At 64.7% G+C, this 13,501-nt stretch carries 15 protein-coding genes; 6 read left to right on the plus strand and 9 right to left on the minus strand.

Features of this window, described 5'->3' with window-relative positions; translation table 11 throughout:
* Window positions 1-2 precede the first annotated feature (2 nt).
* Both xth and AAG821_RS19675 read right to left on the minus strand, forming a co-directional pair.
* A complete protein-coding gene (gene xth / locus AAG821_RS19670; RefSeq protein ID WP_341908690.1) occupies window positions 3-833 on the minus strand; it encodes an exodeoxyribonuclease III in 831 nt (276 codons plus the stop codon).
* A 37-nt stretch (window positions 834-870) separates the two neighbouring features.
* Entirely contained in the window at window positions 871-2,097 is a 1,227-nt protein-coding gene (locus AAG821_RS19675; protein WP_341908692.1) for a multidrug effflux MFS transporter, read from the minus strand.
* Between the two features lie 178 nt (window positions 2,098-2,275).
* On the opposite strand from AAG821_RS19675, the gene AAG821_RS19680 reads away from it, so the two are divergent.
* Window positions 2,276-2,776 (plus strand): GFA family protein, encoded by a 501-nt coding sequence (locus AAG821_RS19680; protein WP_341908694.1) that lies wholly within the window; start codon window positions 2,276-2,278, stop codon window positions 2,774-2,776.
* A 4-nt stretch (window positions 2,777-2,780) separates the two neighbouring features.
* Here the strand turns inward: AAG821_RS19680 and AAG821_RS19685 are convergent, their stop codons facing one another.
* On the minus strand, window positions 2,781-3,155 hold the full coding sequence (locus AAG821_RS19685; protein ID WP_341908696.1) for a nuclear transport factor 2 family protein: 375 nt from the start codon (window positions 3,153-3,155) through the stop codon (window positions 2,781-2,783).
* 85 nt (window positions 3,156-3,240) lie between these two features.
* Window positions 3,241-4,101, minus strand: a complete 861-nt coding sequence (locus AAG821_RS19690) for an AraC family transcriptional regulator (RefSeq protein WP_341916400.1) — start codon at window positions 4,099-4,101, stop codon at window positions 3,241-3,243.
* 109 nt (window positions 4,102-4,210) lie between these two features.
* Here AAG821_RS19690 and AAG821_RS19695 point away from each other — a divergent pair, with 109 nt between their 5' ends.
* Window positions 4,211-4,444, plus strand: coding sequence for a hypothetical protein (locus AAG821_RS19695; protein WP_341908699.1), 234 nt, complete (start codon window positions 4,211-4,213; stop codon window positions 4,442-4,444).
* A gap of 26 nt (window positions 4,445-4,470) precedes the next feature.
* Here the strand turns inward: AAG821_RS19695 and AAG821_RS19700 are convergent, their stop codons facing one another.
* The 3 genes from AAG821_RS19700 to AAG821_RS19710 all read right to left on the minus strand — a co-directional run bounded on the left by AAG821_RS19700 (window position 4,471) and on the right by AAG821_RS19710 (window position 7,407).
* Window positions 4,471-5,157, minus strand: coding sequence for a hypothetical protein (locus tag AAG821_RS19700; RefSeq protein ID WP_341908701.1), 687 nt, complete (start codon window positions 5,155-5,157; stop codon window positions 4,471-4,473).
* A gap of 31 nt (window positions 5,158-5,188) precedes the next feature.
* Window positions 5,189-6,259, minus strand: a complete 1,071-nt coding sequence (gtdA, locus tag AAG821_RS19705) for a gentisate 1,2-dioxygenase (protein ID WP_341908702.1) — start codon at window positions 6,257-6,259, stop codon at window positions 5,189-5,191.
* A 425-nt stretch (window positions 6,260-6,684) separates the two neighbouring features.
* Window positions 6,685-7,407: a response regulator transcription factor gene (locus AAG821_RS19710; protein WP_341909236.1), complete on the minus strand. Its 723-nt coding sequence runs from the start codon at window positions 7,405-7,407 to the stop codon at window positions 6,685-6,687.
* 490 nt (window positions 7,408-7,897) lie between these two features.
* Between AAG821_RS19710 and AAG821_RS19715 the strand changes: the two genes are divergently transcribed.
* On the plus strand, window positions 7,898-10,810 hold the full coding sequence (locus AAG821_RS19715; protein WP_341908704.1) for a methyl-accepting chemotaxis protein: 2,913 nt from the start codon (window positions 7,898-7,900) through the stop codon (window positions 10,808-10,810).
* Window positions 10,807-11,253 carry a hypothetical protein gene (locus AAG821_RS19720; RefSeq protein ID WP_341908706.1) on the plus strand — a complete coding sequence of 149 codons (447 nt, stop codon included), beginning with the start codon at window positions 10,807-10,809 and terminating at the stop codon, window positions 11,251-11,253. The genes AAG821_RS19715 and AAG821_RS19720 overlap by 4 nt, the downstream gene beginning before the upstream one ends.
* A gap of 7 nt (window positions 11,254-11,260) precedes the next feature.
* Here AAG821_RS19720 and AAG821_RS19725 read toward each other — a convergent pair whose 3' ends face one another.
* Together AAG821_RS19725 and AAG821_RS19730 are read right to left on the minus strand one after the other, a co-directional pair.
* Window positions 11,261-11,899, minus strand: coding sequence for a PAS domain-containing protein (locus tag AAG821_RS19725; RefSeq protein WP_341908707.1), 639 nt, complete (start codon window positions 11,897-11,899; stop codon window positions 11,261-11,263).
* Window positions 11,896-12,477, minus strand: coding sequence for a PAS domain-containing protein (locus tag AAG821_RS19730; protein ID WP_341908708.1), 582 nt, complete (start codon window positions 12,475-12,477; stop codon window positions 11,896-11,898). The genes AAG821_RS19725 and AAG821_RS19730 overlap by 4 nt, the downstream gene beginning before the upstream one ends.
* On the opposite strand from AAG821_RS19730, the gene AAG821_RS19735 reads away from it, so the two are divergent.
* Complete coding sequence (locus AAG821_RS19735) at window positions 12,476-12,658, plus strand: hypothetical protein (RefSeq protein WP_341908710.1); 183 nt, start codon at window positions 12,476-12,478, stop codon at window positions 12,656-12,658. The two genes, AAG821_RS19730 and AAG821_RS19735, sit on opposite strands and share 2 nt — an antisense overlap.
* 29 nt (window positions 12,659-12,687) lie before the next feature.
* The coding region (locus AAG821_RS19740; protein WP_341916401.1) for a copper ion binding protein at window positions 12,688-13,501 on the plus strand (814 nt) is incomplete at its 3' end.

A 13,501-nucleotide genomic window follows, 5' to 3' on the forward strand; every position in this document is an offset into this window, starting at 1 on the left:
CGTCACCCCAGGTTCAGCGTCACGATGATCGGCGCGTGGTCGGAGGCTTTTTCCATGCCGCGCATCGCCTTGATCACCTGGGCGCCGACCAGCTTGCCCTGCAGTTCCGGACTGACCCAGACATGGTCGAGCCGGCGGCCCTTGTCGGCGGCTTCCCAGTTGGCGGATCGGTAGCTCCACCAGGAATACAGCTTCTCGCTCGGCGGCACGAAATGCCGCACGGCATCGACCCAGCCGCGGGCGGCCTGCATCTTCAGCATGCCCTCGGTCTCGACCGGCGTATGGCTGACGATCTTCAGCAGCTGCTTGTGCGACCACACATCGGTTTCCAGCGGCGCGATGTTGAGATCGCCGACCAGGATTTCCTTGCCGCCCTTTTTCTTCAGCGCCGCCGACCATTTGGTCATGCCGGCCAGCACTTCCAGCTTATGGGCGAATTTGTCATTCGCCACCGGGTCGGGGATGTCGCCGCCGGCCGGCACATAATAATTGTGCAGGATGGTGCCATCGGCCAGTTCGGCGGCGATATGGCGGCGGTCGTCGCGGCCGGCCAGGTTCAGCTTTTCCTTCAGCGTGATGGCACGCTTGGCAAAGATCGCCACGCCGTTATAGCCAGGCTGGCCATGGATCAGCCGATGGGCATAGCCGCGCTGCTCGAACAGCTCATGCGGAAACTCGTCATCCCGCACCTTGGTTTCCTGCAGGCAGAGGATGTCGGGGTCATGCTGCTTGAGGAAGGCGCCCATCAGGTCGAGGCGCGCCCGCACCGAGTTGATGTTCCAGGTGGCGAGTTTGACCGGGCCACCACCAGCTTTGACAGGTTTCTTGCTCATGCCTGATTCTGTAGCGCAAACCGGTGAAGGGTGCCAGTTACTCGGCCGGGGCGGTCTGCCGGCCGCCGCCGCGCAGCGTCAGCAGGGCCACCGCCAGGGTCGCCACCGCGCAAAGCGCAATGCCGCCCACCATCATCAGGGCGGCGCCGTTGATGATCTTGCCGCTCACGCCGATCACGATGGCGCCGATGGCCAGCTGCAGGGTCGCCATCAGCGACGAGGCCATGCCGGCGGCCTCGCCGTAGGACTCCAGCGCCAGCACCGACGAGGTCGGCAGCAGGATGCCGAGGCAGCCATAGCCGAGGAACAGGAGGATCATCATCAGGTAGAGGTTCGACAGCCCGGCCGCATGCACGGCAAAGGCCAGCAGCATCATGGCGGTGAAGCCGTAGATGGAGGGCATGATCAGCTGCTGCAGGCCGTAGCGGGCGCCGAGCCAGCCGCAGAGCTGCGCGGCGGCAAAGAAGGCCGCAGCGTTTGCCGAGAAGGTCAGGCTGAAACCGGCCGGCGACAGGCCATACTGCCCCATCATCACGAAGGGCGCGTTGCCGAGGAAGACGAAGAAGGCGCAGATGGCAAAGCTGCCGGCCAGCGTCAGGCCCATGAAGGTCTTGTCGGTGAACAGCTGGCGGCACGTGCCCAGCATGCTGGCCAGGCTGCTTTCGGTGCGCTGCGCGGCCGAGCGGGTTTCCGGCACCAGCAAAAAGCCCAGCAGGCCGGCCAGCACGGCGATGCCGCCGACGAACCAGAACACGGTGCGCCAGCCCAGCGCCTCGATGATCACGCTGCCGAACAGCGGCGCCAGCAGCGGCGACACGCTGAACACCAGCATCAACAGGCCGAGCAGCCGGGCCTCTTCCACGCCGCTATGCAGGTCGCGCACGATGGCGCGCGGGATCACGATGCCGGCCGCACCGCCCAGGCCCTGCAGGAAGCGGAATGCGATCAGCATCTCCACGCTGTCGGCCATGGCGCAGCCGATGCTGGCGCCGATGAACAGCGCGATGCCGAAATACAGCGGCGGCCGGCGCCCGGTGATATCCGAGATCGGGCCGAACACCAGCTGGCCCAGCGCGAAGGTGATGAAAAACGCCGTCAGGCTCATCAGCACCTTGTCGGGGTCCGCATTCAGGCTGCTGCCAATGAATGGCAGCGAGGGCAGATACATGTCGATGGCAAACGGCCCGATCGCGGTCAGCAGGCCGAGGATGAAGGCGTTGCGCAGGAAGCGGGCTTTGCCGTGCGGCTGTTCGGAGGCGTGCATGGAATGGTTTTCTGGCTTGGTTTTTCTGGGAGACTGCGTTTGATTGAGCGGCGCCATATAGGGCGCCCTGTATAAACAGACAGATGCGGATTGGCCATCGCGGAATTGCAGCGGTGCATTTCAGGCGCGTAGTTTCCACAGCGGGAAAATACGCCACAGGTAATCACGGGAGAATGCCATGCCGATGACCCTTGAAGGCAGCTGCCGCTGCGGTGCCGTGGCGTTCAGTCTCGACAGCCACACGCCGGTGCCCTACCAGCTCTGCTACTGCTCGATCTGCCGCAAGACTGCCGGCGGCGGCGGGTTCGCCATCAATCTGGGCGGTATTTCCGCCAGCCTCCGGATCAAAAAAGGCAAACGCAGCATCGGTGTCTATCGTGCCGAAATCTGCGACGACGCTGGCAAACATTGCGAGACCAGCACGGGACAGCGCAATTTCTGCAAACGCTGCGCCACGGCCCTGTGGCTCTATGATCCCACCTGGCCCGCGCTGATCCATCCCTTTGCATCCGCCATCGATACGCCGCTGCCGAAGCCGCCGGCGAAAGTGCATCTGATGCTGCGCTACAAGCCGGCCTGGGTGAAACCGCAGGTCGGCCGCAGGGACGAGACCTACGATCTCTATCCCAAACTCTCGCTGGCCGACTGGCACAAGAAGCACAAGGTCTGGGTGAAGTAGCCGATCAGACGTAAGCCTTCATTTGCGCCGGGTCGTAATAAAAGCGCTCGCGCCACACCTTCTCGCCCTGCCAAGTCTGGTGCGCCAGCTCCTCGATGCGGCGCTTGCTGCCGTCCTTGAACGCGAAATGAAACACCCAGTGGATCACCACGGTGTCGCCCTCGATCAGCACCGGGCGCACGCATTCGGTCTGCACGGTGGCGGCGCGGGCCAGCACGGCACGCTCATGCGCCACCAGGCGGTCGCGGCCCTGGCGCGGCGGCTCGGTCAGGTTTTCCTGCATGCTGGCATCTTCGGTGTAGAAGCGTTCGATGGCCAGGTCATGCTGGTTCGATTCCACCATGGCGACAAAGGCTTCCACGGTCTCGCGGCTTGGCATGCTCAGACTCTCCGGTGATTCGCTGGCCGCAGGATGGCAAAGCGCCCTGCGGCTGTCGCGCCGGATCAGGCGCCGCAAAGCAGAATCAGTCGGCGGTCCTGCGCACCTGCGCCGGGCTCACCCCCAGCAGCCGCCTCATGCTGCGCGCCATATGGCTCTGATGCGCAAAGCCCGCGGCCAGCGCGATCTCGGCCAGGCCCATCCGGCCCTGCAGCAGCAGAAGCTTGGCCTGTTCGACGCGGCGGCGGATCACATACTGATGCACCGGCAGGCCGAAGCTCTGCCGGAACAGCGTCTTGAATTGCGTCGCGCCGAGGCCGGCCAGCCGACTCAGTGCATCGACAGACAGGTCATCTTCCAGATGTGCGGCAATATGGTCTGCCACCCGGCGGCGCTGCGCGGGTGCCAGACCGCGTCCGCTGCCGGCCGCGTCTGCGGGCGCGCCCTCGCCGCGCAGCAGCTGCACCGCCAGCGCCATGCCAAGGCTGTCGGCATACAGCCGGCCGCGTGCATCGCCATTGCTGAGTTCGGCGCGGATCGCCCAGGCCAGATGCACCAGGCGCGGATCGCGCAGCTGCGCCTGCGGTGACAGGGTTGCGCGCGACAGGCCAAGCTCCGCTGCCGCGCGCGACAGCAGGTCTGGCGCCAGCCGCAGCACCAGCGCGGTGGTCGGTGCCTCGTCAAACCATTCGCCGCTGGCGCCCGCCGGCAGGATGTCGATATCGCCATGCAGCAGCAGGCGCGCCTCGCGCGGGCCGTCGCCGATGCGGCAGCGTACCCGCAGCGGGGCGCCGACATGGACGCTCAGCATGGTCTGTTTGCTGTCCAGCACGGTCACCGGCCCGCCCGGCATCGCCAGCAGATCGGCATAGAGATGGCTCCAGTCGCGGCCGCGACTGCTCAGCAAAACCTGCGGCCTGGCCGCAACGGATGCCATCTGGTTCATGGCGCAATCCTAAATCCGGATGGGGTTAACGCCTAGGTCTTATGCGGCACGCTGACGCAGCGACCGGGCATCGCTTGATTACCGGCGCAAAGGCGTCACATTGCCTGCCATGCACAGCCGCGCCGACAAGATCTTTGCCATCGCCATCACCGCTGCCCTGGTCGGCGCGCTACTCGGCGCCATCGGCATGGCCTTCCGCTTCTGGACCAACATGGCCGCCGATTTCGATCCCGCCGCCACCTGGCCGCTGATCTGGGGCGTGCTGTTCAGCATCGTGCTGGGCGCCATCGTGGTTGGCATTTTCCTCTACGGCCGCCGCAAGGAAATCCGCGGCGAGCAGTAGGGCTTCTGCGTCTCAGACCAGATCGCCTAAAACAGATTGAACGTGCTGCCGACAATGCCGAGCGGCAGGCGGCCGGCCTCGAACAGGCGGAACTTGATGGCAAAGGGATGCTCGCCATCGTCATCCTCTGAATCAGCGCTGCGCGCCGCCAGCACCAGCGCGGCCTGATAGGCTGCCGTGGCCGCCGCACCGGCTGCCACCTTCAGCAGGGACGGATCGCTGACACCCTGGCGCGCCGCCATCTTGGCGGCATGTTCATGCGCCACCTCGCCGGCGCGGGTCGATACATGGGTCAGTGCCACTTCCAGATCATGCTGGTCGGTATGCTGCAGCGCCTGTTCCAGCAGCGCATTCTGCATCTGCTGCTCGGCCTGCCACCAGTCGTCATCCCAGTCCGGCGCCTGGGCGGCAGCCGAAGCCGCCAGCCAGTTCTCGACCCCGGCCACCCGCATCTCGTCAAAGCCGATGCCGGCGGTATAGGCCTCGGCATCGTTGATCTCGGTGGCGGTCAGCTTGCGGCCGACGGCGGAAAACCATGGCAGGCTGCCGACCAGCTTGGCCAGCCGTGCCACCGCGCGCAGGCCGTCCAGGTCGTCGCCATTGTCGAGATCGGCGCCGGTCAGCCCGTCGAAGCCATCCTCGGCAAAGCCGGCGGCATCGTCGTCGTCTTCATCGTCATTGGCGATCTCAACGATCTTGGTGACTTTCGCCATGCCCAAAAACTCTTTTCTGGCTCTATAAAATCTAGCGGTTGCCGCGGCTCTCGCGCCACAGGCCGAGTTTCTTCTGCACCGGACGATCCGAGAAGCTGAACAGCACGGCGTCTTCGTTTGGCGCATGGTGCCGATGCGGTACCCAGCTCGGGATCACGAAGGTATCGCGCTTGCCCCAGTCGAAGCGTTGCGCTTCTGAACCCTCGCCCACCAGGGTATGGCCCTTGCCCTCCACCACGCTGAACACCGTGGCATCCGACGAACGATAGCTTTCGCCACTGAAGCCTTTCGGCAGCAGCTGCATGTAAGTGCCGATGGTGGGCATCGCGCTCTCGCCATTGGCCGGGTTCACGTATTGCAGCTTCAGGCCGTGACACGGATCCCAGGTGTCGCCGCGGCGCATGGTGTCGAGCGCCTCGCGCGTGCGGCTGTAGGGATAATTGAACACCGGCGAGGTCGGCACGCGCACTTCGTGATCGATCGGCAGCAGGCCGGACCCGTAGCGCGCGAGGCTGTCGCCGGTCGGCCGCGACAGCGGCTGGCTCTCTTCGGGATATTTTTCCGAAAACGAACAGTCGAGCGCCTGCACCAGCGGAATGTCCAGCCCGTCCATCCACACCATCGGGCGGTCGCTGTCATTGCCATGGTCATGCCAGGTCCAGCTCGGCGTGATGACGAAGTCGCCTTCCTGCATGATGGTCTTCTCGCCATCGACGGCGGTGTAAGCCCCGCCGCCTTCGACGATGAAGCGCAAGGCCGACTGCGTATGGCGATGCGACGGCGCCACTTCGCCAGGCAGGATCAGCTGCAGGCCGGCATAGAGCGAGGTGGTGATACGCGACTGGCCGGGCATGCCGGGATTTTCCAGGATCAGCACGCGGCGCTCGGCTTCGCGCGCGGTGATCAGGCGGCCGGCCTCCATGATGTCGTCGCGAATATCGGCGTAATGCCACAGCGCGGGCTGGCAGGCGCTTTTCGGCTGCGGGATCACCAGGCCATGCAGCACTTCCCACAACGGCGCCAGCTTGCGGGTGCCGATCTTGTCGTAATAGGCCTTGCGCTGCTGCATCACGGCCGGGTCGATGGTGGGGTGCTGGGTCATCGGGTGCGTCCTCTCTCCACCATATTATCAGACTGCGGAGGAAACCCAATCGCCCGCATATACGGCGATCGCGCGCGGACAAAAGAAAACGCCCGGTCGGGGGGCGAGCCGGGCGTTTTGCGCAATGACCTCTGCGCCATTGGGGCATCGAAAGGGGGGGATCTTTCGATGCCGGCAACAGCTTGTCGCCGTCGCCATGCAGCAGATATGGGGAGCATTTGCCGCCTTGCCAAGAGGGTGCCGCCGCGCTGGCGCGGCAAAGCAGGCACATTTGCGTGATGCCGGCGGCCACGCTTATGTTTGCATTGGTGCAAGCGCCTGCGGCAGAACGAGAAATTGGTTTCTGCCGACCGCACCTATGCAGGCCATGCAAGTCTGGGCCGCAAAATCAGCAGCGCCGCAGACGTGGCTGGCACGCCAGAAGATCAGGCGTGTGCTGCGTTTTCCGGATTGATCAGCCGATAGCCCAGCCTGGGTTCGGTGAGCAGGAAGCGCGGCGAGTCCGGATCTTTTTCCAGCTTGCAGCGCACCTTGCGCGCCAGCACGCGCAGCGCCTGGCGCATCTCGGCATTGTCGTTGCCCCACAGCGTGATGGTGAGCTGTTTGGTGCCGACCGGCTGGCCGCTTTTCTGCGCCAGCAATTTCACGAACCGCGCTTCCATCGGCGACAGCCGCACCGGGCGGTCATCGCGCCGGGTGTCGCCGGTCATCGGGTCGATCACGAAGGGGCCGACGGTGACAATGGTGGTGCCGGTCTTGGTGCTGGATTCTATGTTCCGGCGGATCGCGGCGCGCACGCGCGCCAGCAATTCGCCGGCATCGAAAGGCTTGGTCACGTAATCATCGGCGCCCAGATCAAGCGCGCGGATTTTCGCATCCACCTCTTCCTGCCCTGACAGCACGATCACCGGCATGGCCGAGGTTTTGCGCAAACGCTCCAGCACATCGAAACCGCTGATGCCGGGCAGACCAAGATCGAGCAACAGCAGCGTGGCTTCACCGACCTTGGTCAGGCCCTCTTCGCCATTGGGCGCCTCGATCACCCGATAGGCCACAGCCTCCAGTGCGGCGCGCAAGGCTGCGCGCACCGGCGTGGAATCTTCGATGAGCAGGATGCAGTGCCGGTCAGACGTCGATACAGAACTCAGGGCTGCCTCCCTTGCTACCTGGCTGGATTATCCAGTCTCGTCATTCACCCAGAAGATACGTTACCGAAAAATAACCCCGCCGCCCAGCCTGAAGATAACGCGCCGGTCCGCAATACCTATTTGCGAAGGTCATGCAAAGGCGGCCTGGCGTCCTTGATCCACCTCAAGTCCCGAAAACCCTTCCGCGCCCATGGTGCGGAACCGGGTGGCGCCGCAGCGTGACGTAGGCGTCGCTGTCCGGTGGCACATCCTTGGCGAGCGCCGGAACATCATACAGCCATCAGACGTCGCCGGAGCTGAGAGATGCCAGCGGATCACACAAACCCACCCCCTGATTGCGGCCTGCTATTCGGAGTTTTTCCCAGTAAACAGGCGATAATATTATCAAATGGTAACTACGTACGTCCACGGACTTTCCCCTATTCGATAGGGGCGTCGGCGGCGCAGTTCGCTTGATCGCATCACCACCAGAAACCAGGACGCCACAACGATGAACACCCTCGGCATTCGCAGCAAGATCGTCACGGCCCTGATCGCCTTCGCGCTGCTGCCGCTGCTGCTGCTCACGGCCTCGCTGTGGCTGGAAGTGGGCGAGATCAAGCAGGGTCAGACCAGCCGTATCGTCATGGCGGCCCAGGCGATCAACGATGTGATCGATCGCAACCTGTTCGAGCGCTACGGCGACGTGCAGGCCTTCGGTTACAACGCGGTGGCGACCGAGCCGCAGAACTGGGGCAAGCCGGGCGACGACAATCCCCTGGTGGTGGCGATGAACCGCTACATGGCGAATTACGGCATCTACAAGCTGATGCTGCTGGTCAGTCCCGAAGGCAAGGTGCTGGCGGTCAATTCCAAATCCGCCGCCGGCAAGGCCATGGCCACCGAAGCGCTGTATCAGCGCAATTATGCCAATGCGTCCTGGCTGCGCGCCGCGCTGGACGGAAAATTCCTGCAGGGCAAGAACGGCTTTACCGGCAGCGTGGTGGAACAGCCGGCGCGCCATCCCGAACTGGCCGCGCTCTATGCTGGCGACGACTATGCCATGATTTTCGCCGCGCCGGTCACCGATGCCAATGACAAGACGGTTGCCGTCTGGGTCAATTTCGCCGGCTTCGACCTGGTCGAGCAGATCATCCAGCAATCGAGCCAGAGCCTGGGCAGCAGTGGCCTGGAAAATACAGAAATCACCGTGCTCGATCCGCGTGGCGTTGTGATCGTCGATTACGACAGCGAGAAGCTGAAAGACCGGCCCTATGTCCGCGACTGGGCCGTGCTCGGCAAACTGAATCTGGTTGAGGCCGGCGTTGAGGCGGCAAAGCTGGCGGTGGCCGGCAAGGCTGGCGGCATCGAATCCGTGCATGCGCGCAAGAAAATATCGCAGGTTGCCGGTTATCACCGCAGCCAGGGGGCCTATGACTATTCGGGCCTGGGCTGGTCGGTGCTGGTGCGCATTCCCACCGACGTTGCTTACAGCATTGTCAATGCGGTCATTCTTGAGGTCGGTGTGGTTCTGGCGCTTGCCAGTGTGGCGGCGGTTCTGATCGGCCTGTGGTTCGGCAATGCCCTGGCCACGCCGATCCGCCGCGTCACCAGCGCCCTGACCGATCTGGTCGGCGGCAAGGTCGATATCGACACCACCGGCAAGCAGCGCGGCGATGAGATCGGCTCGGCGCTGCGCGCGGCCGAGGAAATCCGCGACCGCATCGTCAGCGGCCTGCAGACCGGCGAGACGCTCAGCAGCATCACGGCCTGTGTCGTGCTGGCCGATGACAACCACAACGTCGTCTTTGTGAACCGGGCCGCACAGGCGCTGTTCCAGGCCACGGGCCAGGATATCCGCAAGGATGTACCGCAGTTCGATCCTGCCGCGATGATCGGGCAGAAGATCAACCTGTTCGACAAGAGTCAGGCCGAGCAGCACCGCATGATCGCGGCGCTGGAGAAACCCTACGACACCACCGTCACGGTTGGCGGGCTGCGCTTCGACATCACCGTCGTGCCGGTCTTCGATGTTACCGGCAAGCGCCTGGGTACCGCCGTGGAATGGCGCGACATGACCCAGCAGCATGCGGTGCAGACCGAGGTATCGGGCCTGGTTGCAGCGGCACTGCAGGGCGATCTGGCGCGTCGGGTCAATCTCGACGGCAAGAGCGGCTTCATGCGCGAAATCGCCGCCGGCATCAACGGACTGCTGGGCACTGTCGCCAACGCCGTGAATGAGGTCGACACCGTGCTGGGCGCCATGTCGAAAGGCAACCTCGCCAACCGCATGGCCGGCAGCTATCAGGGCCAGCTCAAGCATCTGCAGGACAACTGCAATGCCACCATCGACAAGCTGCGCGAGATCACCGGCAAGATCGGCAACACCGCGCTCAATGTGAACAACGCGTCTGGCGAGATCGCCACCGGCGCCCAGGATCTGGCGCAGCGCACCGAAAGCCAGGCTGCCAGCCTGGAGCAGACCGCCGCGGCGATGCATGAGGTCACCGAAACAGTAAAGCAGAATGCCGCCAATGCCGGTGCCGCCAATCAGAAGGCCGTGCTGGCACGCGACACCGCTGCCAGGGGCGGCAGCGTTGTCAACGACGCCGTGGCTGCCATGGGGCAGATCGAGCAGAGTGCGCAGAAGATCAGCGATATCATCGGGCTGATCGACGAGATCGCCTTCCAGACCAATCTGCTGGCGCTGAATGCCAGCGTGGAAGCGGCCCGCGCCGGCGAAGCCGGCAAGGGCTTCGCCGTGGTGGCGCAGGAGGTGCGTGCGCTGGCGCAGCGCTCGGCCAATGCCAGCAAGGATATCAAGACGCTGATCCAGGCCTCCAACAGCCAGGTGAAGTCCGGCGTGCAGCTGGTCAACCAGACCGGTGCAGCGCTGGATGAAATTCTGACGGCGGTGAAGCAGGTCAACGATATCGTGGCCGAAATCGCCACGGCCAGCAACGAGCAGGCCCGCGCCATGCAGGAGATCAACACCGCTGTCAGCCAGATGGACGAGATGACCCAGCGCAATGGCGCCCTGGTCGAAGAAACCAGTGCCGCCACCCAGACTCTGGCGCATCAGGCGCGCGACCTGTCTGACCTGGTCGGCTTCTTCCGCAGCGATGACACTGCCTCGGCCGAACGCCGGCGTGAGTCGCGCTTCGATTGCGGCGAAGAAGACAGTGTCGAGATCGGCGGCAAGGCCTACAATCTTCAGAACTGGAGCGTCACCGGCCTGCTGGCTGGTCCGTTCGACCGCGCGCCGCGCATGGGCGAGAAGTTCACGGTGGCGGCCGACCTGCGCCGCGCCGGCCTGCGCTTCAAGGCGGAAGCCGAGGTGGTGCGCGTCGATGGGGCTTTCGTTGCGCTGCGCTATCAGGCCAGCAATGACGACAAGCGCAAGATCGCGGCCTATTTCGCATGAAGGCTGCCGCCGAACGGTTCGTCCCCCAGCACGGCCTGCCGTCGGCGTTGATCATCGTCTTCCCGTTCCTGGCCCTGCAGCCCGAGACCATGATAGCCGCCATAGCAGGCTTTCTTGGCAGCAAGCTGGTGATTGTCAGGGATGCGGATGCGCCGACTGCGGCTCTGCCGGCGGTTATCCAGCATTGCCTGGACCGGCAGGCCGGCCATGCCACGGTGAGCACGATTTCGACGCCGATGTTCGGCAATCGCCGCGGGCTGGTGCTGCCGGTGGATCTCGCCGTCGAGATCGTGGCCGGTGCAAATCTCAGCGCGGCGGATGATCACCTGCTGGTGACGGGCTGCTATCGCGGCTGGCTGCCCGGCAGTATCGATGTGCTGGCCGAGGCGCTGACGGCGATCCACTTCACTGTGGATGTTGATACGCGGATATCGCGGCGGTAAAGCGGCCTCAGGCCGGAAGGCCGGCGCCGATATCGATGAAATGCTGCGTCACGCCGGTTTGCGCCAGCGGCAGCTTCGAGGATTGCTCCTGCTGCCGCACCGGCAGGCGGCTGGCTAGGGCCAGAACCTGCATCGGCGCTTCGGCACTGTCCGGCCGGATCGGCAGCGCAAAGACTTCGACATGATGCGCGCGCGCTGCACCGGGCTGCGGCAGGGCATGGAAGCTGAGCACACCACAGGGCCATGTCGCCGTCTGCCAGACCAGCCGGCTGCGCGTCGCGCGCTGCTCCTCGGCTGCCATAGCAACGAAATTGCATCCCATCAGCCGCATGCCGACCAGGCGCTCTATGTCGCAACCTGCCAGGCGAAACACCGCGCGCTCCGGGCTGAACACGTCCAGCAGCGCCAGCTTCGGCATCAGGCGGGCAATCGACACCAGGTCCATTTCGGCACGCTGCGGCGCCAGCCGGTCGCCGCGCCACTGCTTCCAGGCCGCCAGGAACTGGCGGCTGTCATCCGACAGCAGAGACTCTGCGGTGACCGGTTCGGTGCCGGCAATCGGCATGACGATGCCGCTTTGTCGATCCAGCAGGGTGCGCAGATTTTGGGGTGAATAGGGCATCGTCTTGGCTTGCGGCTTCGTCACTGTACGCGCTGGGCGACATGGATGTCGGGGCCAACCGGCGGCAGGCCGGCGCCGATATCGATGAAGCGCAGGCCTTCGCCTTCGGCATAGGAGTCGGGCGCCACGTCGCGGGCGGCATCGCTGCCCTTGATCAGGGGCGTGGCGCAGGCCAGCACCAGCGACGGCGTGGTCTCGCCATCGGCACAGAGCGGCGCCGAGACCAGCTCGACCGGCAGGATCGCGCCGCTGCCGGTGCTGAGCCAGTAATAGATGACGGCGGCGCAGGGCTGCGCCACCTCGGTGAACAGCAGGGCAGCGCGGCGGGCACGGTTATCGGGATCGGTGAGATCGAGGTAATTGCGGCCGGCCAGATTGACGCCGATCATCTCGCCGACGCCTGAGCCGACAAAGCGGATCGGAATCTCCTCGCGGCCGCGAATCTCCAGCAGCAGGCAGCGCAGCAGCAGGTCGCCCAGCTTGCCCGTATCCAGCACGCTGCGCTGCGGCACCAGGCCGCGCCCGCGCCAGCGGTGCCATTCGGTAAAGAAGCGCCGGCTTGGCTCGGTCAGAGCAGACGGCAGGGAGGCGACGAAATCCATGGCCGGAAACTATCAAAGCGCCGAACGGTTGTATGGTGGCGATTTGATTACTCTTTGGAAAATCTGGGGAAAGTTAGAATTGGTAGGATTCTGTTTCGCCCACGAAATCATTGGTTTTTCAGGACTTCCTGCCAGTCTGCACAATCGGCTTGACCTTCCCATGATGGGAAGCCTTATCTGATAGGGCAGCGCAACGCTGTGAGGCTCCCCATGTCCGCGTCTGAAACCCTGTCCCACACCCTCGACCTGCCGGTCGCCGGCATGAGCTGTGCCTCCTGCGCCGGCCGGGTGGAGCGCGCGTTGCGCGCCCTGCCAGGCGTCAGCACGGCCAGCGTCAACCTGGCCGCCGAGACCGCCCATCTGGAATTCGCCGGCGCGGTGTCGCCAGCTGCGGCCATCCGGGCGGTGGAGAAAGCCGGCTACAGCGTGCCGCTGGACAAGATCCGGCTGCAGATCGCCGGCATGAGCTGCGCCTCCTGCGTCGGCCGCGTCGAAAAGGCGCTGTTGGCCATGCCGGGCGTCAGCCATGCCAGTGTCAACCTGGCGGGTGAAAGCGCGGAAGTCTCGGTGCCGCGCGATGCCGGCGATGTCGCCGCCCTGATCGCGGCGGTGCGCAAGGCCGGCTACGAGGCGCGCCCTTTTGACGATGCTGCCCGCACGGTCGCCGCCCGTGCCGATCAGGCAGCCAAAGCCATTGCGCGCGACCGCAATCTTGCGCTGCTGGCGCTCGCACTCAGCCTGCCACTGATCGGCGGCATGGTCTTTTCACTGCTCGGCCGCGATGACCTGATGCTGTCGCCGCTGCTGCAGTTCCTGATCGCCACGCCGGTGCAGTTCATTCTGGGCTGGCGTTTCTATCGTGCCGGCTGGAGTGCGCTGCGCGCCGGCACCGGCAACATGGATCTGCTGGTGGCGCTGGGCACCACCGCGGCCTGGGCGCTCAGCACCTGGCTGTGGATCGACAGCCGCGAGCATGCCGCGCACGGCATGGTGCCGCATCTCTATTACGAAGGCTCGGTGGCGA

Source organism: Ferrovibrio terrae (assembly GCF_943372915.1).
GTDB classification, from domain to species: Bacteria; Pseudomonadota; Alphaproteobacteria; order Ferrovibrionales; family Ferrovibrionaceae; genus Ferrovibrio; species Ferrovibrio terrae_A.

What these genes read in the sequence shown, in the direction of transcription:
- AAG821_RS19685 (WP_341908696.1), bottom strand. Translation starts at nt 3,155, where the DNA reads ATGCCAAGCCGCGAGACCGTGGAAGCCTTTGTCGCCATGGTGGAATCG.
- AAG821_RS19715 (WP_341908704.1), top strand. Translation starts at nt 7,898, where the DNA reads ATGAACACCCTCGGCATTCGCAGCAAGATCGTCACGGCCCTGATCGCC.
- AAG821_RS19695 (WP_341908699.1), top strand. Translation starts at nt 4,211, where the DNA reads ATGCACAGCCGCGCCGACAAGATCTTTGCCATCGCCATCACCGCTGCC.
- AAG821_RS19735 (WP_341908710.1), top strand. Translation starts at nt 12,476, where the DNA reads ATGGCCGGAAACTATCAAAGCGCCGAACGGTTGTATGGTGGCGATTTG.
- gtdA (WP_341908702.1), bottom strand. Translation starts at nt 6,259, where the DNA reads ATGACCCAGCACCCCACCATCGACCCGGCCGTGATGCAGCAGCGCAAG.
- AAG821_RS19680 (WP_341908694.1), top strand. Translation starts at nt 2,276, where the DNA reads ATGCCGATGACCCTTGAAGGCAGCTGCCGCTGCGGTGCCGTGGCGTTC.
- AAG821_RS19700 (WP_341908701.1), bottom strand. Translation starts at nt 5,157, where the DNA reads ATGGCGAAAGTCACCAAGATCGTTGAGATCGCCAATGACGATGAAGAC.
- AAG821_RS19730 (WP_341908708.1), bottom strand. Translation starts at nt 12,477, where the DNA reads ATGGATTTCGTCGCCTCCCTGCCGTCTGCTCTGACCGAGCCAAGCCGG.
- AAG821_RS19690 (WP_341916400.1), bottom strand. Translation starts at nt 4,101, where the DNA reads ATGAACCAGATGGCATCCGTTGCGGCCAGGCCGCAGGTTTTGCTGAGC.
- AAG821_RS19720 (WP_341908706.1), top strand. Translation starts at nt 10,807, where the DNA reads ATGAAGGCTGCCGCCGAACGGTTCGTCCCCCAGCACGGCCTGCCGTCG.
- xth (WP_341908690.1), bottom strand. Translation starts at nt 833, where the DNA reads ATGAGCAAGAAACCTGTCAAAGCTGGTGGTGGCCCGGTCAAACTCGCC.
- AAG821_RS19675 (WP_341908692.1), bottom strand. Translation starts at nt 2,097, where the DNA reads ATGCACGCCTCCGAACAGCCGCACGGCAAAGCCCGCTTCCTGCGCAAC.